This is a genomic window from Marinomonas piezotolerans, assembly GCF_003362755.1.
Classification (GTDB): Bacteria; Pseudomonadota; Gammaproteobacteria; order Pseudomonadales; family Marinomonadaceae; genus Marinomonas; species Marinomonas piezotolerans.
The window spans coordinates 92,254-113,409 of record NZ_QKRA01000009.1 but is presented as its reverse complement, the minus strand read 5'-3'; the positions used below and the strand labels follow the sequence as shown (position 1 = coordinate 113,409).

Below are 21,156 nucleotides of genomic sequence, written 5' to 3'. Positions count from 1 at the left end.
TTGTATAAGATAAATGCATAACCTCAATTAATTGAGTAACAAACGCATTCCAGAGTGTCGTAGGGAGCAGGGAATGAAAATAACAAAGTGGCTGCTAATCGCAGTGTTAGTAATCGCTTCAGGATGTGCGGTCTACGCGACACGCGATTTGGATGAGACATTTGGGGAGTCGGATGTTTCAAACAGAGCAGCACTTAACCAAACGGTTACTGAAGCAGATTTTTATCAAAATCAAGTTAAGCCAATATTAGACAATCGCTGTGTAAATTGTCACGCGTGCTACGACGCTCCCTGTCAGATTAAATTAACGGCGCCAGCCGGGATTGAGCGTGGTGGAAGTAAATTGAAAGTGTATGAAGGGACACGTCTATTGGCGGCCTCCCCGACACGCTTGTTTGAAGATGCTGATACCACCGAAGAGTGGCGTCAAAAAGGGTTCTATCCAATATTAAATGAACGTGAACAAAGCCCCGCCGCTAATTTGCAGGGCAGTGTTCTCTATCGCGCTATTGCTCTAAGAAAAGCCCAAGGTGAATTTAACTCCCAAGTTTTGCCTGCGAATCAATACGACTTCAGCTTAAACCGAGATGAGCAGTGCCCCGCAGTTGAAGAATACGGAGACTTTTCAACTGCTCATGCTTCATGGGGAATGCCATATGGGCTGCCGGAGCTGACGACTCAAGAGTACAACATTTTAACGTCTTGGTTAGCAAAAGGTGCTCCCATGGGCGCCCCGAGCAATGTGCCTGATAAGATCGTTTCAGAGATTGCGAAATGGGAGAAGCGGCTTAACCAAGATTCGCTAAAAGCGAGAATGGTGAATCGCTATATCTATGAGCACATTTATCTGTACAGTCTGTATTTTGATGAAGAAGCGAAGTATGCCTTCAGGTTAGTCCGATCAAGTACGCCACCAGGTGAACCCATTAAACGAATTGTGACGAGAAGGCCTTATGACGAACCAGGCGTAGAGCGAGTTTATTACCGGTTGTGGTTGGACCCAGAGAGTCGTGTTCAAAAAACATTTATACCGATGCGTATGGATGAGGCTCGTTATCAGCGCTGGCACAAATGGTTCTACGAAACGGATTACACTGTTGAAAAGCTAGCAAGCTATCAGCGAGAAACGGCAAGCAATCCTTTCAAGGCGTTTGCTCCTATTCCAGCGAATAGTCGATACCGTTTCTTATTAGATCATGCTCAAAATACTATTATGTCGTTCATAAAGGGGCCTGTTTGCAGAGGGCAGGTAGCCGTCAATGTGATCAATGAACAGTTCTGGGTATTTTTCACAAACCCAGACCTAGAGCTGCATAATATTGGTAGTCAATTCCTGATAGATAATGCTTCAGCATTAGAGTTACCTGCTTCTCAAAGCAGTAATGCACTTCCTGTTAGTTCATGGATTTCATACGCCGATAAACAAAAACAGTACCTATCTGCAAAGGCAAAGCTTTACAAAGAAGCGGTCGCTCAAGGGAATAGCTTGGATGCGCGCGCAGTGTGGTCTGGCGACGGTGTTAATCAAAATGCCGCGTTGACCGTATTCCGACATTTCGATAACGCATCCGTTGAGAAGGGGTTGGTAGGTCCAGCGCCTAAAACTGCTTGGATCATCGACTATCCATTATTGGAGCGTATTCATTATTTATTGGTTGCTGGTTTTGATGTGTATGGCAACGTCGGTCATCAGTTGATTACGCGCTTGTATATGGATTTTCTACGCATGGAAGGGGAAATGAATTTTTTGATGCTTATTCCCAAAGATGAGCGCTCAAAGATTCGTAATTACTGGTATCGGGATGCCAATGATACGATTAAAGATTACATCTTTAGTGATTTAATCAAAGCGGATGTAGACAGTGATATTCAATACAAGACAGGAGATTATAAGGGCGAGCTATATGGAATACTCGCCAATCGCCTTGATTCGATCTTAGTGCATAAACATGACATTGACCAAGCTAATCTCCATAAGTCGACGAAAGAATCACTCAAGTCTATACAGCGACTACAAGGTCGTTCGGTTGCCCATTTCCCTGATCTGGCGTTGCTGTTAGTGGAGCGGAATGGGGAATCTCAAGCACTGATGAGTATCGTTCACAATCGAGCGCATTTGAATATTAGCAGTTTGCTTGATGAGGAGGCGTTTTTAGTACCCGAAGAAGATACGTTGGTGATTACCAACGGTGTCGTTGGCGACCACCCAAATGTGCTGTTAAAAGTGCGTGAAGAGGAGATTCCAGCCTTCGCAGACGCTATTTCACGTCTTTCATCTGAGGCCGATTATGGCAATCTTTTAGCTCAATACGGTGTACGCCGGACCGATCCGATGTTTTGGCAGGTGAGTGATGAAATCGCGCGTGTCAACAAGACACTGGAGCCTAAAGCCAGCGGTATATTGGACTACAATCGTCTGGAAAATCGATAGTACAGTAGGTGCCGTGTTTATAAGGAGCGTTTAACGCTCCTTTTTTATCGATCATACGGCGATGGTGTGTTTTCATTTTTTTGAGTTTTAAAGCGCCTATGAGTCCAAAAGTACTGCTCTTTCTTAGGCGCTATAAATTGCTCAATTAAGCCATTCATAGCTTTCGCGGCCGCTATGTCATCATCAAGAGGGAAATCTTTCATTTCTATCAGGCGAAGCGAGAAGGTTTTGCCTACCCTTGCGTAGTCAAATGCCATGATGGGAGCGCCAGTTAGTTTTGCGATACGCGTAATGGCAGAGATAGTAGCGCATTCGCGATTGAAAAATGGTGCAAAAACAGAATGGCTACGGCCGTAGTCTTGGTCCATTGCATACCAAACAATACGATTATGCTTGAGAGACTTGAGCACTTCTCTCATATTGGAGCGCTCAATCGTTTTTTCATAAACTGCTTTGCGCTTATGTTCCATGACCCAATTGACGACAGGGTTGCTTTGTAGCTTGTATATCGGGTGAACTGGGATATGCCCTGCTAATAACGTGCCGCAAAGGTCAATTGACGAGAAATGCCCACCAATTAGGATGCAGCCTTTTTTTTGGGATAATAATTTATCTACGACATCTTGCCCCTCAAAAGTTGTGGCGCTTTGAAATTTTTCAGGTGGTTGAAACCAGCTGCAGAATGTTTCAAAAAAACCTTTCCCCATGCTTTGGAAGTGGCGCTTAGTAAGGTCTACACGTTCTTCCTCTGTTAGAGTTGGATAACAGATTTTGAGGTTTGTGTCAGCGATGTGACGGCGCCGTTTGGCGCAGTGGAACATGACGGTACCAAGTTGTTTGCCTAACATGTGCTGGCCAGATAAAGGTAAATAGCTTATGCCCGCGGCAACCCCCAGCCCCAACCACGAGGGCCAATATTTAAGTGCTAGTAAAGGGCGGATTGAAGCATCTAAGGTCGATTTTTTAGCCATTTTCATAACCGTTTAGCAGCCATTGCCAAGTCGTATCATTGGCAGAAAATGCGGGATTTTTTAACTGTTCTTTTTTGAATGAGCGTAACAGTCTGTCGAGGTTCTTTTTTTGCCACGATGGATTAGGGATGCGCTGACTGCATTTGTCAAAGTCAATTAACCAAACCTTGTTTTGGTCATCAAGCATAATGTTGTGGCAGTTGAGGTCACTGTGATAGATCCCTTTTTGATGAAACTCGCGTATTGTCTGTCCAATTGAAACCCAAGTAGCTTCGTCAAGCTGAGATGTGCTCAAAATTTCATTCAGATCAGCTGAGTTGGGGATCATTTCCGTCATTAGCCAAGCTTCGTAAAAGAGTCCTTCTCTTCTGAGCATGCCACCTATTGGCTTTGGGGCTGGTAATCCTAATTGTTGTAGTTTTTCAAGTAAGGTTAGCTCTAGATACACTCGGGTTGACTGCAATGGTTGAGATAGAAACTTAAACTTGTTCACTTTAGCGATTAGGCCGCCGCGACGATACTGGCGTAATACAGCCGTAGCGGAAGGGGTTTCGACAAACCATACTGTGCCACGGCCGGTAGCTGTTCGGGTTAGTTTGTCTTCTTGCTCCCAATGCTCTGGGCTGAACCATTCTCTTGAAACACCCTTAAAAGTTGGGCTTATAAACACAATGTCACTTGACGCGGTCGGATGGATGCTTGGCATGAGGCTAATTTATAAAAAATGAATGAGATGTCTACTATAAGGGGACATTTTACGAAGCGAGTATTTTATAATAATTGCCATTATTAAACAGCCCCAGAGATGCAAATGGATAAGACAATAAAGAGTATTGCAATTTTGCGATTATCAGCAATTGGAGATGTTTGTCACGCAATGGCGGTTGTGCACGCTGTGCAAAAAGAGTATCCAGACGCGTCCATAACTTGGATTACTGGACCTCTTGAAGCACAAATAGTGAAGCTTTTGCCTAATGTGAAGGTGTGCATTTTTGATAAGAAGCAAGGTTGGAAAGGAATGTGGGCGCTGAAGCGGTCTTTTGTGGGTGACAAATTTGACGTGCTTTTGCATTTGCAATGGTCAATTCGCGCAAGCTTTGTGAGTCGTATGATCCCTGCTAAACGCCGAATTGGCTTTCATCCGAGCATTTCTCGAGAGAAACAACATTGGTTTGTGAATGATTATGGTGAACAACCCGCCCGCGCACATGTATTGGATTCTTTTCTTTCGGTGTCGGCGCGTATTGGTGTTTCATCGATTGAATTACCTTTGCCGCTGAATCTTCCAGAATCTCGTGTTTGTGGAGATTATGTAGTGCTGAACCCAAGTGCATCGAAAGCGGAGCGCAACTGGACTGAAGAAGGTTACAGAGAGCTGATTGATTGGCTCGTGTCCAATGGGCAGCGCGTCATACTCACAGGTGGCGGAAGTGCAGCAGAGAAGCAATTAGCCAGTATGTTGACCACTTCAGGAGTAGAGAACTTAGTAGGGCAGACATCTTTGCCGGAGATGATGTCGATCTTGGCATCCGCAAAATTAGTTATAAGCCCTGATACGGGCCCTGCCCACATGGCTACGATTGTTGGTGCAACGGTCGTCGGGCTCTATGCCCATTCCAATCCAAAACGTACGGGCCCGTATTGTGATCTAGATAAAGTGGTGAGTGTTTACGAGCAAATGGCTGAAAAGGAGTATGGCAAGCCCGTATCTGAATTGCCTTGGGCAACACGTGTGCATTCTGCTGATGCGATGAAGGCAATCACTTGTGAACAAGTGATTGCTCAGGTCCGATCTCTTATATGAGGTTTTGCTCAGCAAGCTTCAAATCGAGCGTTGCTTTGAGTAGTTTATAGAGGTTGATAGACGCGTCGATCTCTTCTTTACGGTTGGTAAGACTTTCGATATTAAGGCCGAGCGGAATTCCCAGTGGTAGCGCTACTTCAATGATTTGCTCTAAGGCTGACCGACAAATTTTAATGGATTCGTCTAGCGGAGATTCAGCGTCCATGATGCGATGTTTCGTTGCATCGGGAACAGAAATGCCGAGCCACTCCATAAACTCAAGTGTTTTGATGCTACCGCATGGTGTAAAAGTCAAAATAACGCGTTTTGGTTCTTCGCCCTTATCACGGCACGCGCGAGCATATTGACTGAGCATGTCTAGTGTTGCTTGCGGGTTATAGACCGCTTGAGAAACAAAAAAATCACAACCTGAAATCGTTTTGTTTATGAGGCGTAAATGTTCATCGCCTTTTTGTGCATGACGCTCTGCTATGGTAACGCCACCTAAGTTAAATGCGTGCTCGTTTTGGGCCAATGTTTGATACGCTTTCGACAAGGGCAAGACTATTTGGCCGTCAGACGAAGGTGCGCCAACCAGCACAATGTCGCGAATACCATATTCATCCCAAGCAGAATTGAGCCATTGATCAAACTCTTTTGCTGATCTAGAAGACACGCTTTTATAGGTGATGACAGGCTTAATGGCTAGCTGCTGTAAGCGTTTAGACCAAGCTCGCGGATCGTGTGTTTCCATATATGGAAATGGGCGTGGCTTAGATATTCGACTACTTTCGTCTTGGATGTCGTAGACGATTAACCCATCTACTTCAATTTGACCCAAGCGGTCCAAAAGCTTTTGACCTATTTCATTTAATTTGTCATCGTCGATTGAGCTTTTTGGAGGTGTTGTGCCAATAAAATACACACCTCGATTTGGATCTTCGAATTTGCGTGATAATTCAGTCGTCATGGTGGGGACTCATATTATGAAGGCTTGGAGTTGATGCCTTCGTTACTAATCGATGAACTAAGTTTAACAGTGAATGTATTTCAAGATCTTCTGTTCTGATTTGAATTTTATTAATGTTAAAGTGAGTGGCGTTAATCCGGTAACCGTTTAGGAGTGCGTTATGGCGAATATCAACCTAGGCCCGGTAGAGAATGCGCAAGGGTATCCACCCGTAGCAACGTGGTCTCCGCCATTTTGTGGTGACATGGATTTGACTATTACGTCCCGTGGGGATTGGGTACATGAAGGAAGTGTCATTAAGCGAGAGAAGCTGGTGGTTTTGTTTAGTCGGATTTTATGGCGCGAAGGGGATGAATATTTTCTAGTTACGCCATCTGAGAAAGTTCGGATTAGAGTCGAGGATGCGCCTTTCCATATTATTCAATATACCCAAGAAGAAAATGAGGCTGGCGTGGCGATCATTAGATTCGTAACTCGAACCAATGACGTTCTTGTGTTAGGAGAGGATTGTCAAATGCGGCTGTTTGAATGTCGGGGTGAGTTACTGCCCTATGTATCGGTCAGATATAACATGTGGGCAAGCTTTCATCGAAATGTGTATTACCAGTTAATTGAAGAGGGCGTGCTAAAAAACGACGAGCTGGTCATTCAAAGTGCCGGCATTGAGCACACACTTGGGGTTTTGGTCGACCGTTAAGGTTTTTTGTATTTTTAAACCTTATTGCTACGTTATAATGCAGGATTGAAAAACTACGAGTGTAAGGTGAAGCGATTGTTATTTTCTGAGTTTGAGTTAGATAGCCGATTAATGAAGTCTTTCAGCCACTTTGGCTTTGAGCAAGCGACTGAGATTCAGGCGCGAGCCATTCCGGAGGCAATGGCGGGTAAAGATTTGCTGGCGTCGTCGAAAACTGGCTCGGGCAAGACGTTAGCGTACTTACTTCCGGCTATTCATCGCTTGTACACCCGTAAGTCTCTGTCAAAACGAGATCCAAGAGTGTTGATACTGGTGCCTACTCGTGAGTTGGCGAAACAGGTTTTCTCAACGCTTCGAACCCTGATCGCGGGAAGTAGGTTCTCGTCGGTATTAATTTTGGGCGGTGAGAACTTCAATGATCAACATAAAGACTTTCAAAAAGATCCGCATTTTGTAGTGGCAACGCCTGGTCGTATGGCAGATCACCTCAAGCAGCGTCATGTATTTTTGGATGGACTAGAGCTACTCATTCTTGATGAAGCCGACCGAATGTTAGATCTAGGTTTTTCTCAGGATCTTAAAGCTATTGATCAGGCTGCGAGCCATCGTCGACGCCAGACGCTTTTTTTCTCTGCAACACTTGATGACGCGGAAGTGAATGATATCGCACAGGAGTTGTTACGAGAACCTGCGCGTGTAGCGGTAGGGCATGGCATTGATGAGCATCAGGATATTAGCCAGCATGTATATTTATGTGACCATTTAGATCACAAACAAGCATTGTTGCAGCATTTTTTAGAGTCTTTTGAGATAAAACAGGCAATCATCTTCACTGCGACGAAACAAGACACTGTCCGTTTGGCAGAGCTTTTGGCTGGATGGGGAGTTGACGCTGAAAGTTTGAACGGAGATATGACCCAAAGTGCTCGCTCAAAGGTAATGGAAGCGTTTTCTCGTGGTAAATTTAAGGTATTGGTGAGTACTGATTTAGCTTCCCGGGGGTTAGATGTTGCTTCAGTTTCTCATGTTTTTAATTTTGATTTACCAAAACCTGCTGAAGAGTTTGTGCATCGTACAGGTCGTACCGGTCGGGCAGGGTTTAAGGGAGACGCCGTTTCTTTGGTAGGACCAAAAGATTGGTTTAATTTTAAAGAGATTGAGGCGTATTTAAAGAGAACATTGCCGCTCGATACTGTCTCTGGTCTTGAGCCAACGTTTAATGGTATTGCGCCTAAGCGTGCGCAGCAAAAACAAAAGAATAAACCAGAGAAAGATAAAAAACCGAAGCAAACGACCAAACCAAAGAGGTCGAGTGGACGTAAGAAAGTCGTATTTCATGAAAACGATCAGCAAGGATTTGAACCGTTCAAGTTACCTACAAAATCTAACAAACCCTAGTACCAGTATTTGAGTTGAATTCAATTGCAGGTAGGTAGCAGGCTCGATGTATAGTAATAGTGTTGTTTTAACCTTGGAGTGTTACGTATCAACAGATTACCGCCTTTAAATTCGCTTAAATGTTTTGAATCGGCTGCGCGCCATGGAAGTTTTAATAAGGCTGCGCGGGAATTAAACGTTACGCCTTCAGCGATCAGTCATCAGATAAAGGGTCTCGAAGAGTTTCTTGATCTTGAACTATTTCGTCGCACGAAAAGAAAAGTAGTACTGACGGAGGCGGGAGAGAAATATCTTGGCCCTATTAAGCAGATGTTTCAGCTTTTGGAACAGGCTACCGCTGATTTACATACTGCTCAACACGCAGGATCATTGCATCTAGCGGTTGCACCATCATTCTTAACGCGATGGTTAATGCCTCGTATGGAAAGATTTCAGCAACGTTATCCTGACATTGAATTAGAGATTAGTTCCTCAATGGGGCTGATTGACTTTTCTATTGGTAAGGTGGATATGGCTGTGTATTTTGGTGCGGGAGATTGGGATGATGTTGAAATGTACTATTTGAGGCCTATTCGATTAGCGCCAGTATGTTCACCGAAAATGATCAAGCCAAGCAACCCCATCAATGAGCCAGAAGATATGCGTTTCTATCCGCTGTTGCATGTTAGCAAACGTAGCGACGAATGGACTGATTGGCTGGTGCAAAATGGTCTTGACCCCAAAGTATTCCGTCGCGGATTGATGTTTTCGAGTGGCTCTTTGACTGCGGGGGCGGCAAGCCAAGGCTTAGGTATTGCGCTGTCAGATGTCAGTTTGATCGGGCCCGAGTTGGAGTCAGGGCAGCTAAAAGTACTGTTTGATAAGCAACTAGACACCAATCGGTCATTTTACCTTGTGTACGAAAAAGATCGTGCCATTACGCCTGCGATGACAGCGTTTAAAGAGTGGATAATAGAAGAGATGAATGATGGGTGACATCCTTTGATGTCCCTTTAAGTTGTATGGCCAGCTAGGCTAAGTTGATGAGTGTGAGTGCGATATGTCTTTAGTAGTAAATAGTTATTTCGATGATTCGGTCAAATCCATTGCATTAGAGAATGCTGAGGGTACGTCCACAGTAGGTGTTATGAGTATTGGTGAGTATGAGTTTGGTACGTCTCAGCGGGAATATATGAGTGTTGTATCGGGAAGTTTGACCGTACTGCTACCAGAGTCTACCGAGTGGAAAACTTATTCCAAAGGGGAGACATTTATTGTAGAAGCGCATCAAACGTTTGGTGTGAAGGTTACTGAAGTGACTGCATACCTTTGTCGTTACGAATAATCCTCTTAGCAGAAAGGAGGCTTTTTAGCCTCCTTTCTAATTTTAAAAGTATTAACAATGCTGATTGTTAGCCACCACCAACCACATTAACCAATAGCGTTACCTTATCTCCTGGTTGGACATATTTCTGACTTCCTACTTTTGGGTTCCATTTACGAATATCACTGACCGATACTTTAAATTTATTAGCGACTAACGCGAGAGAGTCACCAGAGCGAATGGTGTATATGACGCGTTTTACTACCTCTCGTGTGCTTGTTGAGGCAGACGATTTACCTGATTTTGGCTTCATCCACACAACCAAGTTTTTATCTGGAAATAGCGGATCGCCAAGGCCCATGTTATTCCAGCGCGCCAGTGTTTTAGTGTCTGTATTATATTGTTGAGCAATGCTCCATAAACTATCGCCACTTTTTACACGGTAGTTAATTTTAATCAAATTGCGGCTAGGTGCTCGTGATTGTTTCTCCAACAAGCGTTGGTGTGAACTTAATGTGTAGCTCTCCGAGCTTTTTCCAGCAACTGGGATCATTAATTGCTGTCCCACCCTGATAAACGAAGACGATATTTTATTAACATCTTGGAGTACGCCAACCGTTGTATTGTGATCTCGGGCAATGACTAACAGGCTGTCCCCAGCTCGAACAGTATAGCGAACCCAAGTGACTCTCTCATTGTCTGAGATAGAGGCTAACTTGGTGCGAAAAGTCTTCGACTTGTTGACTGGGATGAGAAGTTTATGGGGACCATCAGGAGATGTTGCCCATTGATTGAATGCTGGATTAAGTAGATAGATCTCATCAATACTAATGTCAGCCATCTTTGCTGCTTGGGCCAGGTCGAGTTGACCACCGATATTCACTTCTTCAAAGTACGGGCGATTTGCAATAAAGCGAGTTTGATAGTCGTACTTTTCAGGGTTTTTCATGATTTTTGCTAGAGCAAGCAACTTAGGGACGTAAGCGCGGGTTTCCGTTGGAAGATCTAGAGACCAGAAATCCGTTGGCTTCCCAGCTTTTTTGTTACGTCGAATAGCACGCATTACCGTTCCTTCCCCAGAATTGTACGACGCTAATGCATGCAACCAGTCCCCATCAAACATTTTATGAAGCCGTGTTAGATAGGCGATCGCCGCTTGGGTCGACAGCTGAATATCTCTGCGTCCGTCTAGCCACCATGTTTGTTCTAAACCATACATATGTCCGGTCGAGGGGATGAATTGCCATGGTCCAGAAGCTCGGCCGTGACTGTACCCAAACGGGTCAAATCCGCTTTCTACAATCGGAAGTAATGCTATTTCTAAGGGGAGACCTGCTTTCTCCAGCTCGTCTACGATGTAATACATGTAGCGCTCACCACGTTTTGAGACACGATCTAAATAGGAAGGGTGTGAGCTATACCAGCGAATCTGAGATTTTAATCGAGGTTTATCGATGTCTAGATCTAATTGATACCCATCTCGAATTCGGTCCCAGAGATCCTTGGGTGGTTGAGGGATGGCGACAATTTCTTCCGGCACTGCTTCAACAGGTGTAGGTTGGGTTTCCTCTGTCGGTAAAATAGGGTCAACAGTATCAATAAACCCTAGTTGCTCTGAGTCGGCCTCGGGCGCGCCTATGTCTTCGTTCTCAGCGTCTATCTCAGCAATGTCAGATGGTTTTTGGGTAAGAGATTGGCACCCTGTAAGGATACTGCCTGCTAAAAAGGCGATGAGTAGGTGTTTGGTCATGCTGCTCACATTTTGTTTAATTTGCCAGCATTCTAAGGATGCTGGCATGTAGGTCAACTAAAAGCCGTCTTTGGCTCGGCGTATTTGAGCGAATGCTCCTATCAAATCACTTGCTGGTGCTTCACCAAGTAGTTCGGCTGCTCCTCGTACCACAGACGCTACATCAAACCTAAGAAATGGGTTGGTCTGCTGCTCCACTGCAATGGTGGACGGAAGGGTAGGTGTATGGTTGGCTCGTAAGCGGGCGGCTTGTTGCTCGGAGTTTTGCAACGCGACGTTGTCCGGATCGATCGCTCGAGCAAAGCGATAGTTTGCTAGAGTGTATTCATGGGTGCCGTACACGAGTGTGTCGCCAGGCAACTGTCTGAGGCGTGTTAGTGATTGCAGCATTTGGGCTGGCGAACCTTCAAACAAACGACCACAGCCACCGCGAAATAACGTATCTCCGCATAATATAAATGGTGTATCAGATGATTGCCCAACGTAGCACAAATGATCAAGTGTGTGTCCAGGCGTAGCGAGTACCAACAACTCCTCACCGTCAACTGTAACGCAGTCACCCTCTTCTAATGGGCGGGAGATAACCTCAGGAGCCAAATGTCTTGGGCCAAATACCTCGCAATCATAGTTGTCTACAAGTGTTTTTACGCCACCGATATGATCTTTATGATGATGTGTGATCAAAATACCTGCTACCCGACATGCATTTTGTTTGCAGTAGCTGTCAACAACTTCAGCGTCGCCTGGATCAACTACCCAAATGTGCTTTTGTTCTCGATTATGTGTAATCCAGATATAATTATCATTGAATGCGGGTAATGGAATAAATGTCATAAGCCTATCGATATGGTTAAATAATAGAGAGTTGGCAGTGGCATGTGCCACTTTAATTCATACAGTCATTTTTACTAATAAGAGAGCATTGTATGTTGGATGACCAATCAAGACAATTATTCCAAGGTTGGTATGCAACGGAGCTAGGCGAGCGCTTGCTCAATGAAGAGCATGATGTCATTGAAAGAGAGCTTGATAATGCAGTGGGTTACTATCTGCTGCAACAGACGCCGTTGAAGCGTCTATCGTTTCATCATCATCGAGTGAGAGAGACTATAGTGTTGTCTCCGCAGCTAGACCTAGGCGCACCAGAGGAGACAATTGTCGCCCACATGAGTGAACTGCCATTTGAGTCTGATGGTATTGATGTGATTATTCTACACCATACGCTAGACCTTTCAGAAAACCCCCATCGAGATATACATGAAGTAGCCCGTACATTACTGCCAAGTGGAAAGCTTATAATTGTGGGCTTTAACCCGATTGGTTTTTGGGGAGTGCGGCGGATGTTTTCGAAAAGGTCGAAGGCCCCTTGGTCTGCGAGGTGTATCTCTCAAAGGCGTTTAGAGGACTGGCTAAAGGTTGCGGGTCTTACACTAGAGAATGCGGATGTTCTTGGTTACGATTTACCTGTTAAATCTGGCAAATGGCGCAATCGTTTTGCTTGGGTTGGAAGGTTGGCAAAAGCAATGAAATTACCCGTTGGTGGTGTTTACGTTCTAACGGTAACAAAGCAAACACGTCGATATATACCCTCGAAGCCACGGTGGCATGCAACGAAAGTTCGAGTGCCGCCACTAACAAAGCCTACAATTAAAGAGATGAATAAATGAAAGAAGTGACGCTCTATACAGATGGAGCTTGTAAAGGTAACCCCGGTATCGGTGGGTGGGGGGCTTGGCTGACCTTTGGTCAACACGAGAAACGGCTATGTGGTGGTCAACATGATACGACTAACAACCGTATGGAATTGTTGGGTGCAATAGAGGGCTTAAGAGCCTTGAAGGAAAAGTGTTTGGTTGATCTTTATACGGATTCTTCTTATGTCCAGAAAGGGATCACCGAGTGGTTGTCAGGGTGGAAGCGTAAAGGCTGGAAAACGGCATCAAAGCAGCCAGTTAAAAATAAAGACCTTTGGCAACAACTTGACGAATTGTGTCAATTTCATGAAGTGAACTGGCATTGGGTGAAAGGGCATGCTGGTATTGAGGGCAATGAAATCGCTGATCAGCTTGCAAACCAAGGTATAGAAGAGTTGAGGGCTGAGGCATGAGACAGATTGTACTGGATACCGAAACCACCGGTATTGATCCTCGACAAGGGCACCGAATTATTGAGATTGGTTGTGTAGAAGTTATTGGTCGTAAACTGACCAATCGCCATTTTCATGTCTATATAAAGCCGGATCGTGAAGTCGAGGAAGAGGCATTTAATGTTCACGGTATTAGCAATGAGTTTTTAGCAGACAAACCAGAGTTTGCTGATATTGCACAAGAGTTTTTAGAGTTTATTAAAGGTGCCGAACTGATTATCCATAATGCTCCTTTTGATGTGGGCTTTATAGATAATGAATTTTCGATGCTGGGCGGATATCCCAAAGTGGCTGACGTCTGTACAGTGTTTGACAGTTTGGTGTACGCACGCAAGAAGCACCCAGGGCAGAAGAACAATCTTGATGCCTTATGTAAGCGGTATGGTATTGACAATACGCATCGGGAGCTACACGGCGCTTTATTAGACTCGGAAATCTTAGCCGACGTTTATCTACTGATGACCGGCGGTCAAATTAGTATGGGCGGGCTAGGCGGTGACGGAGGTGGTGATGGTGACGAGGATACTTTAGCCATTCGCAGACTTTCTTCTGACCGTCCTAGGTTACCTGTGATAAAACCCTCTGAGAATGAATTGAAATTACATGAAGAGCGCTTGGATATCATTGACAAAAAGTCCGGCCTCTCACTGTGGCGAAAACTGGAATCATCTGAGGGAGTCGTAGCAGAGTCTTAATATGCGTGCCGATATAAAAGCGAGTGCTTTATATCGGCACGATTTATTATTTATAGGGCTAGATAAACAACACAAAGTCCACCGACAGTCGTAAGGACGAGAGTATAAGGCAACGCCATCCAAACCATTTTGCCATAGGATAGGCGTAGAAGCGGAGCAATAGCAGAGGTTAGCAAGAACAAGAAAGCTGCCTGCCCGTTAGGTGTCGCAACACTCGGTAAGTTTGTCCCTGTATTGACGGCCACTGCAAGTAAATCAAAGTGTTCTCGAGTGATGATGCCTTTGTCTAAGGCCTCTTTGATTTCTCCAATGTAAACCGTTGCGACAAACACGTTGTCGCTTATAGCAGAGAGGACGCCATTTGCTAAAAAGAACATTATCGGTTGGCTGCTAGTTGGGAAATTTAAAACGGTATCAATAAACGGTTGAAATAGGTGTTGTTCATGGATTACCGATACGACACTGAAAAAAACAACTAACAACGCCGTGAAAGGTAACGCTTCTTCAAATGCGTGCCCAATTCTATGTTCTTCTGTAATGCCGTTCATTGACGTTAGCAGTATGATAATCATCAGTCCCACTAACCCGACTTCTGCTACGTGGAACGCAAGTGATAGCACTAATATGACAGCGACGATGCCTTGTATAATCAGCTGAGCTTTATTTTTAGCCGTACTTTTCTTTGATTCCTCATCAGCGTAATTTTTTAAGATGTTACGTACGTTTTCAGGTAGCTTTTCACCGTAGTCAAACCACTTGAATTTTTCTAATACGACTACTGTTATTAACCCCATGACTAAGACAGGCATAGAGACTGGAGCCATACGAACAAAGAATTCGATAAAATCCCAGTTTGCGACATTGGCTATTAATAGGTTTTGCGGTTCTCCTACCAGTGTGCAGACGCCGCCGAGAGCGGTACCAACTGCCCCGTGCATCAGTAGACTACGAAGAAAAGCTCGAAATTGTGCAAGGTCTTTCTGGTTTACGGGGAGAACTGAGTCATCACCATTACGGTCGTAGGAAGAGCTGCTAGGTTGGTCAGAGGCGACTTTATGGTACACCGAGTAAAATCCAACGCTCACACTGATGAGAACGGCTGTAACGGTTAATGCATCTAAAAAGGCCGATAAAAAGGCGGCAGCTAGACTGAAAACCAAGGAAATTAGTACTTTTGAACGAATGCGAATAAGTAAACGGTTGAAAATGTAAAGCAGCATATCTTTCATAAAGTAGATGCCTGCGACCATGAACATCAACAACAGAATAACTTCGATATTGGACTCTACTTCGTGATAAACGCCGTCACTTGTGGTTAGGCCAAGTAAAATTGCTTCAATTGCCAATAAGCCACCAGGTTGAAGTGGATAACACTTCAGTGCCATGGCCAGGGTAAAAATAAACTCCACAATCAGTAGCCACCCAGCTACGAATGGCCCAAAAATAATCATTATTATTGGGTTTAGAATGAGAAAGGCAATAATGGCTTGCTTGTACCAAAGCGGAGAAGCCCCTAAAAAGTTATTACCGAAAGCTTTTGAAAGCGACGCTTTCATAGATAGCGCTCCTTGAGTTTATTTTGATTGAGCTTATTTTAGAATGCGCAAATACTAAGCAAATGTCGCATTGGGCGCCAGATAAAAATAACTTTGTCGTGATTTAGCCATTGCGATTTACGTATCACCCCCCATTTCTTAAAGGGTTCATTTTACTTATACGATATCAGCAGGAGATAGTATTGGAATTTCTAGCGGACTACGCGGGCTTTTTAATTCGCTTATTAAGCATTGCGTTAATTATTTTGTTGATTGTAGCGGTTATCTCTAGCAGCAAAGGTAACAAAGCGCGCAAAGGCAGCCTCTCTGTAACCAAGTTAAATGAGGGGTACGATGCAATGAAGTCAGAGTTGCGTAAGCAACTACTAGACAAAAAATCGCTTAAGAAGTCGCTAAAAGCGCTCAAAAAAGAGAAAAAGCAGCGATTGAAGACTGATGAAAAAAGGGAAGAGGCGTCGAAAAAGCGTGTGTATGTCATCGATTTTGATGGAGACATGAAGGCATCCGCGGTGAACTCGATGCGCGAAGAAATTACCGCCGTGTTAAGTGTTGCGACGAGCGATGATGAGGTAGTCGTTCGTTTGGAGAGTCCTGGGGGGGTTGTTCATGGTTACGGTCTCGCTGCGTCCCAATTGCAACGAATTCGTGACAAAGGCGTACCTCTTACTGTGACGGTTGATAAAGTCGCTGCGAGCGGTGGGTATATGATGGCGTGTGTCGCTGATAAGATTATCGCCGCGCCTTTTGCGATACTCGGATCCATCGGGGTAGTGGCTCAAGTTCCAAATGTTCATCGTTTGCTTGATAAAAGTAATATCGATGTTGAGCTGCATACAGCGGGTAAATATAAGCGCACTTTGACAATGTTAGGTGAGAACACGGATGAGGGGCGAGAAAAGTTTAAACAAGACCTAGAGAGTACTCACGAGCTTTTTAAGCGCTTTGTATCGAAAAATCGTCCAGTCCTCGATATAGAAGAAATAGCGACCGGTGAAACTTGGTATGGATCGGAAGCAATAGAAAATCACTTGGCCGATGAAGTAATGACGAGTGACAGTTACTTAGAGGGGTTCTATGCTGATTATGATGTTTTACAAGTGTCTTACCAAGAGCCGAAGCCGTTTACAGAGCGGTTGGGATTGAGTGTATTGTCTGCGGTGGAGCACAAAGCGACAGGGTGGTTGACAAAAATTTTAAACAGTAAGGGCTATTGAGTCTAAGCCGAGTTTAACAGCGCAGTGGAATTATTCGCTACGCTGTTAAGCGCTGTTCTATTCAGTCAGATTGGCTGACCCTTCATCAGGGGGATTGTCCATTAGCTGCTGCATGGAAATTCTTTCAATGGCATCTTCTAGCTCTAGTGGTTCAAAGTAAATCAAAGTACCAATGATTGGGTGGTCAATATAATTGAGCTTGGTGCTGGCAGTTTTGTTATTGAAGTTTAAATTAAGCTCTAGTGCCGGCTCGATGTGCTTGGTAGTCGGTGGCATGGGGTCGTCTTGACTAACTTCATTCGTATCCGATGGGCTTGGCACAACGCTGGTAAAAGTATCAAAGAGAAAATGGCGGTACGTTAGGTCACTCTCTAAATATCGTCCTAGGGTAAAATCTACGCTCGCTACAAATTCTGAATACCCATCATCGAGCACTTCACTGTGAAACGCTCTGCTAATTGTTGCCCCTGTCTCTGGGAAAATAAGTGTCCAGTGTTCGTTCGCTAGAAGATGCGTATTTTTGGCAAAGCGTTGTTTGAAATCATCAAACGGCTGTTTCAGTGGCTCGATGTCAGCTGCCAGTGTGACGCTGTTCTGATTCGCTTCTTCACTGTCTTGGGTAAACTTAGGGATGTCGCCCAAGCTTAAAACACTCTCGTAGTCGATGTGCTCGGAGCTCATCTTTTCGGGCCAGATAAATGTCATGATGTAAGCTTCGTAAGCACGAGCAGTGTCTCGATTGATATTGTCTAGTTCTGTGTTGTTCGCTTGGGCTGACATGCTTGCCATCATTAGCCCTAATGCTATGAGTCGAGAAGGTTTCAATGTAGTTGTTCCAAAGTCTTAATTGTATGGGTGAATCGCTCGTCTGCATTCGGCATGTTAACAATAAAACGCAGAGTGTCCGAGCCTGATAATTTAAATTGGTCCGGTTGCTTTTGTATGAGGCTAATAAGTTTCATTGGATCAACGGGTGTCGTTGGTTTAAAGAAAATCTTACCTTCGCTCTGATTTGCCTCAATTTTGCTGATGCCAAGTTCTTCTGCTTTGAATTTCAGCGAAGTCTGTCGAAATAGATTTTTGGTGGCCTCCGGCAGTAGCCCAAAGCGATCAATCATCTCCACTTGAAGTTCTTTAAGTTCGCTGTCGTTTTTGGCACTAGCGATTCGTTTGTACAGAATTAATCGGTTGTGTACATCCCCTAAGTAATCTTCTGGGATGAGCGCTGGGACCCGTAAATTGATGTCGGTTTGGGTGGGCGATGAGATATCAACATCAGGGGATTCGCCATTTTTCAATGATGCGACTGCTCGATCTAGCATTTCCATAAATAAAGAAAAGCCAACATGTTCAATGTGTCCGCTTTGTCCATCTCCCAGCAGTTCGCCGGTTCCACGAATCTCTAAATCGTGTGTAGCCAATGTGAAACCTGCTCCCAACGTGTCGGCTAAGCTAATGGCCTCCAAGCGCTTTTCTGCATCGGGTGTTACTTTTCTATCATCCGGTGTCAATAAGTAGGCATAGGCTTGATGGTGAGAACGACCAACACGTCCACGTAATTGATGCAGCTGCGCTAAGCCAAACTTATCCGCTCTTTCAATGATGATGGTGTTAGCGTTGGGGACGTCTATTCCTGTTTCAATGATGGTTGAGCAGACGAGTACATTTGCTCTTTTATGATAGAAGTCTGACATGACCTGCTCAAGCTCCCGCTCACGCATTTGCCCGTGGCCAACGATCACTCTTGCTTCAGGCACAAGGTCTTTTATGTTTTCTGCGGCTTTTTCGATAGATTGAACTTCGTTGTGGAGCAGATAGACTTGACCACCTCGATAAAGTTCTCTGAGAATAGCTTCGCGAATTTGATGAGTATCTCGTTTTTTGACAAATGTTTTGACCGATAAACGTTTTGCTGGGGGAGTAGCAATGATAGATAAATCACGGATTCCGTTGAGTGACATATTCAGAGTTCGCGGAATTGGCGTGGCCGTAAGTGTTAAAATATCCACTTCAGCGCGTAGGGCCTTGAACTGATCTTTTTGTTTGACCCCGAATCGATGTTCTTCATCAATAATAACCAACCCTAAGTTTGCGAAGTTGATGTTGCCTTGAATTAGTTTATGGGTGCCGACAACAATGTCTGCCTTGCCTTCTTCTATTTGTTCAATGGCTGTCGTTGTTTGTTTGCCAGAGCGAAATCTCGATAAAAGCTCAATTTGCACTGGCCAATCCGCAAAACGATCGCAAAAGTTATCGTAGTGTTGCTGTGCGAGGAGTGTTGTCGGCACTAATACCGCTACTTGTTTACCACTTTGTACTGCTAGAAAAGCGGCGCGCATTGCTACTTCCGTTTTGCCGAACCCAACATCACCGCATACTAGTCTGTCCATCGCCTTTGCGGCAGACATGTCTCTTATCACAGCATCAATCGCTAATTGCTGGTCGGGTGTTTCCTCAAAGGGGAATCCTGCGGAAAACTGACGGTAGGCCTCATCCGGTTGATCAAAAGCATAGCCTGGTTTAGATTCCCGCTTGGCATAGATGTCCAGTAGCTCGGCGGCTGTGTCGCGCGCTTTTTCCGCCGCTTTTTGTTTTGCAGCGCTCCATTTGTCGGTGCCAAGCTTATGTAGTGGAGCGTGTTCTTCATCTGAACCTGCGTAACGGGATATGAGTTGCAGGGACGATACAGGGACATATAACTTGGCATCGTTTGCATAGCCTAGTGTTAGCAGTTCTGTTTCTTGACCGTCAATAGATAGATTAGTAAGTCCAAGATATCTGCCTACACCATGATCAATGTGAACGACCGGCGCGCCGACGCGAAGCTCTGTGAGGTTGCGAATAATGGCGTCTTCATCAATATTGGAGGCTTTTCTTCGTCGGCTCTGGGTAACGCGCTCACCTAAGATGTCGCTCTCTGCGATGAGTGCGAATTGTCCGTCTTCGACAAATCCGCTGGAGAGCGCGCCATCTGTAATGCCCAGATCGGGTTGATTAGTTTGAAAGTCAGACCAGTCTTCAGTAATAGTTGGCTTTATCTTTGCTGGCGCAAGCAGATCTAGCAATGCTTCTCGTCGACCGGCGGATTCTGCGACGATAAGTACAGGTAGGTTTATGCTATTGATAAAATTCTGGAGTGCATCGAACGAGGCTTTACTAGGGTCTTGAATAGTGAGAGGCGGTAGTGCTACGTGACTATCGTCGACGGGCCGGTGTTGGAAAACTAAGCTTGGGTATTGTTTGTTTAGTGCAAAAAACTCTTCTTCTGTAAGACAAAGTTCTTGTGGCTTTAGCACTGGGCGCTGAATGTCGTAGGCCAATGACTCATGACGTGTTTTGTAATCAAGGAGCGTGGCACCAATGTACTCATTGATTTCGTCATTGCGTGCCAAAAGCGTATTCGAAGGCAAGTAGTCAAAGATCGTCGCTGTTGTTTCGAAAAACAGTGGTAAGTAGTATTCAATGCCTCCAGGAATAATCCCTTCACTCACGTCTTGATAAATAGGACTAGACATAGGGTCGGTGTCAAAGCGCTCACGAAAGCGTTTTCGAAATTGTGTGATGCCCTGTTTGGTGGTAGACACTTCCCGAGCGGGTAGGATCTTTATTTGTTCAACTTTTTCAATTGTACGCTGGCTCTCAACATCAAACCATCGAATGGACTCCACTTCATCGTCAAACCATTCAACACGAATAGGGTTGCCTACGCCCATAGGGAAAATATCCAAAATGGCGCCTCGGACGGCAAACTCACCATGAGTGTTGACCGTATTTACGTTTAAGTAGCCACCATTGTTTATGCGATCAATCAATGTTTTTTGCTCAAGCTTCTGGCTGACAAACAGGTCAAAGCGTTGCGCATCTATATGTTCGGGCGGGCAAATACGGGTTAGTGCAGACGACGTTGTAGTCAGAATGATGCCAGTTTTGATATCACGAATCTTAGCAAGGGTATCTAACCGATCTGAAATAATATCTTGGTGAGGAGAGAAACTATCATACGGTAGTGTTTCCCAATCGGAGAAGCGCATGATGGGGATGGAGGAGCTATTAAAGAAACGTAGATTCTCTTCCAAAGTATTGAGTTCGTTGGCACTGGCAGCAATGTAAAGAATAGGGGCGTGGTGTTGGTTGGCCGTGTCAATGATCAGCTTTGCTTTATGGCTGATGTTGTGTGAATCCAGATTATTTTTATATCCAGATGAAAAATTTAAATAGTTGTTAGTCGTCATTTGGGCTGCT

At 44.7% G+C, this 21,156-nt stretch carries 18 protein-coding genes; 10 read left to right on the top strand and 8 right to left on the bottom strand.

All coding sequences use genetic code 11. The features are described 5' to 3' along the window. The first annotated feature begins 73 nt into the window (after positions 1 to 73). Positions 74 to 2,431 (top strand): fatty acid cis/trans isomerase, encoded by a 2,358-nt coding sequence (locus DN730_RS15935; RefSeq protein ID WP_245957993.1) that lies wholly within the window; start codon positions 74 to 76, stop codon positions 2,429 to 2,431. Between the two features lie 44 nt (positions 2,432 to 2,475). On the opposite strand, the gene DN730_RS15930 is transcribed toward DN730_RS15935, so the two are convergent. Further along, the gene (locus DN730_RS15930) at positions 2,476 to 3,402 is read right to left on the bottom strand and encodes an LpxL/LpxP family acyltransferase (RefSeq protein WP_115469140.1); all 927 of its coding nucleotides are present in this window, start codon (positions 3,400 to 3,402) and stop codon (positions 2,476 to 2,478) included. After that, positions 3,395 to 4,072 carry a 3-deoxy-D-manno-octulosonic acid kinase gene (locus DN730_RS15925; RefSeq protein ID WP_158541229.1) on the bottom strand — a complete coding sequence of 226 codons (678 nt, stop codon included), beginning with the start codon at positions 4,070 to 4,072 and terminating at the stop codon, positions 3,395 to 3,397. Before DN730_RS15925 ends, DN730_RS15930 begins: the two co-directional genes overlap by 8 nt. 141 nt (positions 4,073 to 4,213) lie before the next feature. Between DN730_RS15925 and DN730_RS15920 the strand changes: the two genes are divergently transcribed. Further along, positions 4,214 to 5,206, top strand: a complete 993-nt coding sequence (locus tag DN730_RS15920; protein ID WP_245957992.1) for a glycosyltransferase family 9 protein — start codon at positions 4,214 to 4,216, stop codon at positions 5,204 to 5,206. Here the strand turns inward: DN730_RS15920 and DN730_RS15915 are convergent. After that, complete coding sequence (locus DN730_RS15915) at positions 5,199 to 6,155, bottom strand: methylenetetrahydrofolate reductase (RefSeq protein ID WP_115469137.1); 957 nt, start codon at positions 6,153 to 6,155, stop codon at positions 5,199 to 5,201. The two genes, DN730_RS15920 and DN730_RS15915, sit on opposite strands and share 8 nt — an antisense overlap. Positions 6,156 to 6,315: 160 nt before the next feature. Here DN730_RS15915 and DN730_RS15910 point away from each other — a divergent pair, with 160 nt between their 5' ends. The 4 genes from DN730_RS15910 to ppnP all read left to right on the top strand — a co-directional run bounded on the left by DN730_RS15910 (position 6,316) and on the right by ppnP (position 9,574). Then, positions 6,316 to 6,852, top strand: a complete 537-nt coding sequence (locus DN730_RS15910; protein ID WP_115469136.1) for a DUF1285 domain-containing protein — start codon at positions 6,316 to 6,318, stop codon at positions 6,850 to 6,852. A 66-nt stretch (positions 6,853 to 6,918) separates the two neighbouring features. Beyond that, the gene (locus tag DN730_RS15905; protein ID WP_342768193.1) at positions 6,919 to 8,250 is read left to right on the top strand and encodes a DEAD/DEAH box helicase; all 1,332 of its coding nucleotides are present in this window, start codon (positions 6,919 to 6,921) and stop codon (positions 8,248 to 8,250) included. A 78-nt stretch (positions 8,251 to 8,328) separates the two neighbouring features. Continuing rightward, positions 8,329 to 9,225, top strand: coding sequence for a transcriptional regulator GcvA (gene gcvA, locus DN730_RS15900; RefSeq protein WP_342768192.1), 897 nt, complete (start codon positions 8,329 to 8,331; stop codon positions 9,223 to 9,225). 64 nt (positions 9,226 to 9,289) lie between these two features. Next, a complete protein-coding gene (ppnP, locus tag DN730_RS15895) occupies positions 9,290 to 9,574 on the top strand; it encodes a pyrimidine/purine nucleoside phosphorylase (protein ID WP_115469135.1) in 285 nt (94 codons plus the stop codon). 67 nt (positions 9,575 to 9,641) lie between these two features. Here the strand turns inward: ppnP and DN730_RS15890 are convergent, their stop codons facing one another. Together DN730_RS15890 and gloB are read right to left on the bottom strand one after the other, a co-directional pair. Further along, positions 9,642 to 11,303 (bottom strand): lytic transglycosylase, encoded by a 1,662-nt coding sequence (locus tag DN730_RS15890; RefSeq protein WP_115469162.1) that lies wholly within the window; start codon positions 11,301 to 11,303, stop codon positions 9,642 to 9,644. A gap of 57 nt (positions 11,304 to 11,360) precedes the next feature. Next, entirely contained in the window at positions 11,361 to 12,137 is a 777-nt protein-coding gene (gene gloB / locus DN730_RS15885) for a hydroxyacylglutathione hydrolase (RefSeq protein WP_115469134.1), read from the bottom strand. A 92-nt stretch (positions 12,138 to 12,229) separates the two neighbouring features. On the opposite strand from gloB, the gene DN730_RS15880 reads away from it, so the two are divergent. The 3 genes from DN730_RS15880 to dnaQ are packed head-to-tail and all read left to right on the top strand — an operon-like array spanning position 12,230 to position 14,144. Beyond that, a complete protein-coding gene (locus tag DN730_RS15880; RefSeq protein WP_115469133.1) occupies positions 12,230 to 12,970 on the top strand; it encodes a class I SAM-dependent methyltransferase in 741 nt (246 codons plus the stop codon). Next, complete coding sequence (gene rnhA, locus DN730_RS15875; protein ID WP_115469132.1) at positions 12,967 to 13,410, top strand: ribonuclease HI; 444 nt, start codon at positions 12,967 to 12,969, stop codon at positions 13,408 to 13,410. Before DN730_RS15880 ends, rnhA begins: the two co-directional genes overlap by 4 nt. Continuing rightward, positions 13,407 to 14,144, top strand: coding sequence for a DNA polymerase III subunit epsilon (gene dnaQ, locus DN730_RS15870; RefSeq protein WP_115469131.1), 738 nt, complete (start codon positions 13,407 to 13,409; stop codon positions 14,142 to 14,144). Before rnhA ends, dnaQ begins: the two co-directional genes overlap by 4 nt. Before the next feature lie 50 nt (positions 14,145 to 14,194). Here the strand turns inward: dnaQ and nhaB are convergent, their stop codons facing one another. Continuing rightward, positions 14,195 to 15,700 (bottom strand): sodium/proton antiporter NhaB, encoded by a 1,506-nt coding sequence (nhaB, locus tag DN730_RS15865; protein ID WP_115469130.1) that lies wholly within the window; start codon positions 15,698 to 15,700, stop codon positions 14,195 to 14,197. Between the two features lie 182 nt (positions 15,701 to 15,882). On the opposite strand from nhaB, the gene sohB reads away from it, so the two are divergent. Further along, positions 15,883 to 16,914, top strand: a complete 1,032-nt coding sequence (gene sohB / locus DN730_RS15860) for a protease SohB (RefSeq protein WP_115469129.1) — start codon at positions 15,883 to 15,885, stop codon at positions 16,912 to 16,914. Positions 16,915 to 16,971: 57 nt separating this feature from the next. Here the strand turns inward: sohB and DN730_RS15855 are convergent, their stop codons facing one another. Both DN730_RS15855 and mfd read right to left on the bottom strand, forming a co-directional pair. Then, positions 16,972 to 17,739 (bottom strand): hypothetical protein, encoded by a 768-nt coding sequence (locus tag DN730_RS15855; RefSeq protein ID WP_147290590.1) that lies wholly within the window; start codon positions 17,737 to 17,739, stop codon positions 16,972 to 16,974. Further along, entirely contained in the window at positions 17,736 to 21,146 is a 3,411-nt protein-coding gene (gene mfd, locus DN730_RS15850) for a transcription-repair coupling factor (protein WP_115469127.1), read from the bottom strand. The genes DN730_RS15855 and mfd overlap by 4 nt, the downstream gene beginning before the upstream one ends. Positions 21,147 to 21,156 lie beyond the last annotated feature (10 nt).

Excerpts from the sequence above, each read along its gene's own strand:
- rnhA (WP_115469132.1), top strand. The coding sequence starts at position 12,967 with ATGAAAGAAGTGACGCTCTATACAGATGGAGCTTGTAAAGGTAACCCC.
- DN730_RS15890 (WP_115469162.1), bottom strand. The coding sequence starts at position 11,303 with ATGACCAAACACCTACTCATCGCCTTTTTAGCAGGCAGTATCCTTACA.
- ppnP (WP_115469135.1), top strand. The coding sequence starts at position 9,290 with ATGTCTTTAGTAGTAAATAGTTATTTCGATGATTCGGTCAAATCCATT.
- DN730_RS15915 (WP_115469137.1), bottom strand. The coding sequence starts at position 6,155 with ATGACGACTGAATTATCACGCAAATTCGAAGATCCAAATCGAGGTGTG.
- nhaB (WP_115469130.1), bottom strand. The coding sequence starts at position 15,700 with ATGAAAGCGTCGCTTTCAAAAGCTTTCGGTAATAACTTTTTAGGGGCT.
- DN730_RS15920 (WP_245957992.1), top strand. The coding sequence starts at position 4,214 with ATGGATAAGACAATAAAGAGTATTGCAATTTTGCGATTATCAGCAATT.
- dnaQ (WP_115469131.1), top strand. The coding sequence starts at position 13,407 with ATGAGACAGATTGTACTGGATACCGAAACCACCGGTATTGATCCTCGA.
- DN730_RS15880 (WP_115469133.1), top strand. The coding sequence starts at position 12,230 with ATGTTGGATGACCAATCAAGACAATTATTCCAAGGTTGGTATGCAACG.
- DN730_RS15930 (WP_115469140.1), bottom strand. The coding sequence starts at position 3,402 with ATGGCTAAAAAATCGACCTTAGATGCTTCAATCCGCCCTTTACTAGCA.
- DN730_RS15935 (WP_245957993.1), top strand. The coding sequence starts at position 74 with ATGAAAATAACAAAGTGGCTGCTAATCGCAGTGTTAGTAATCGCTTCA.
- mfd (WP_115469127.1), bottom strand. The coding sequence starts at position 21,146 with ATGACGACTAACAACTATTTAAATTTTTCATCTGGATATAAAAATAAT.
- gloB (WP_115469134.1), bottom strand. The coding sequence starts at position 12,137 with ATGACATTTATTCCATTACCCGCATTCAATGATAATTATATCTGGATT.
- DN730_RS15910 (WP_115469136.1), top strand. The coding sequence starts at position 6,316 with ATGGCGAATATCAACCTAGGCCCGGTAGAGAATGCGCAAGGGTATCCA.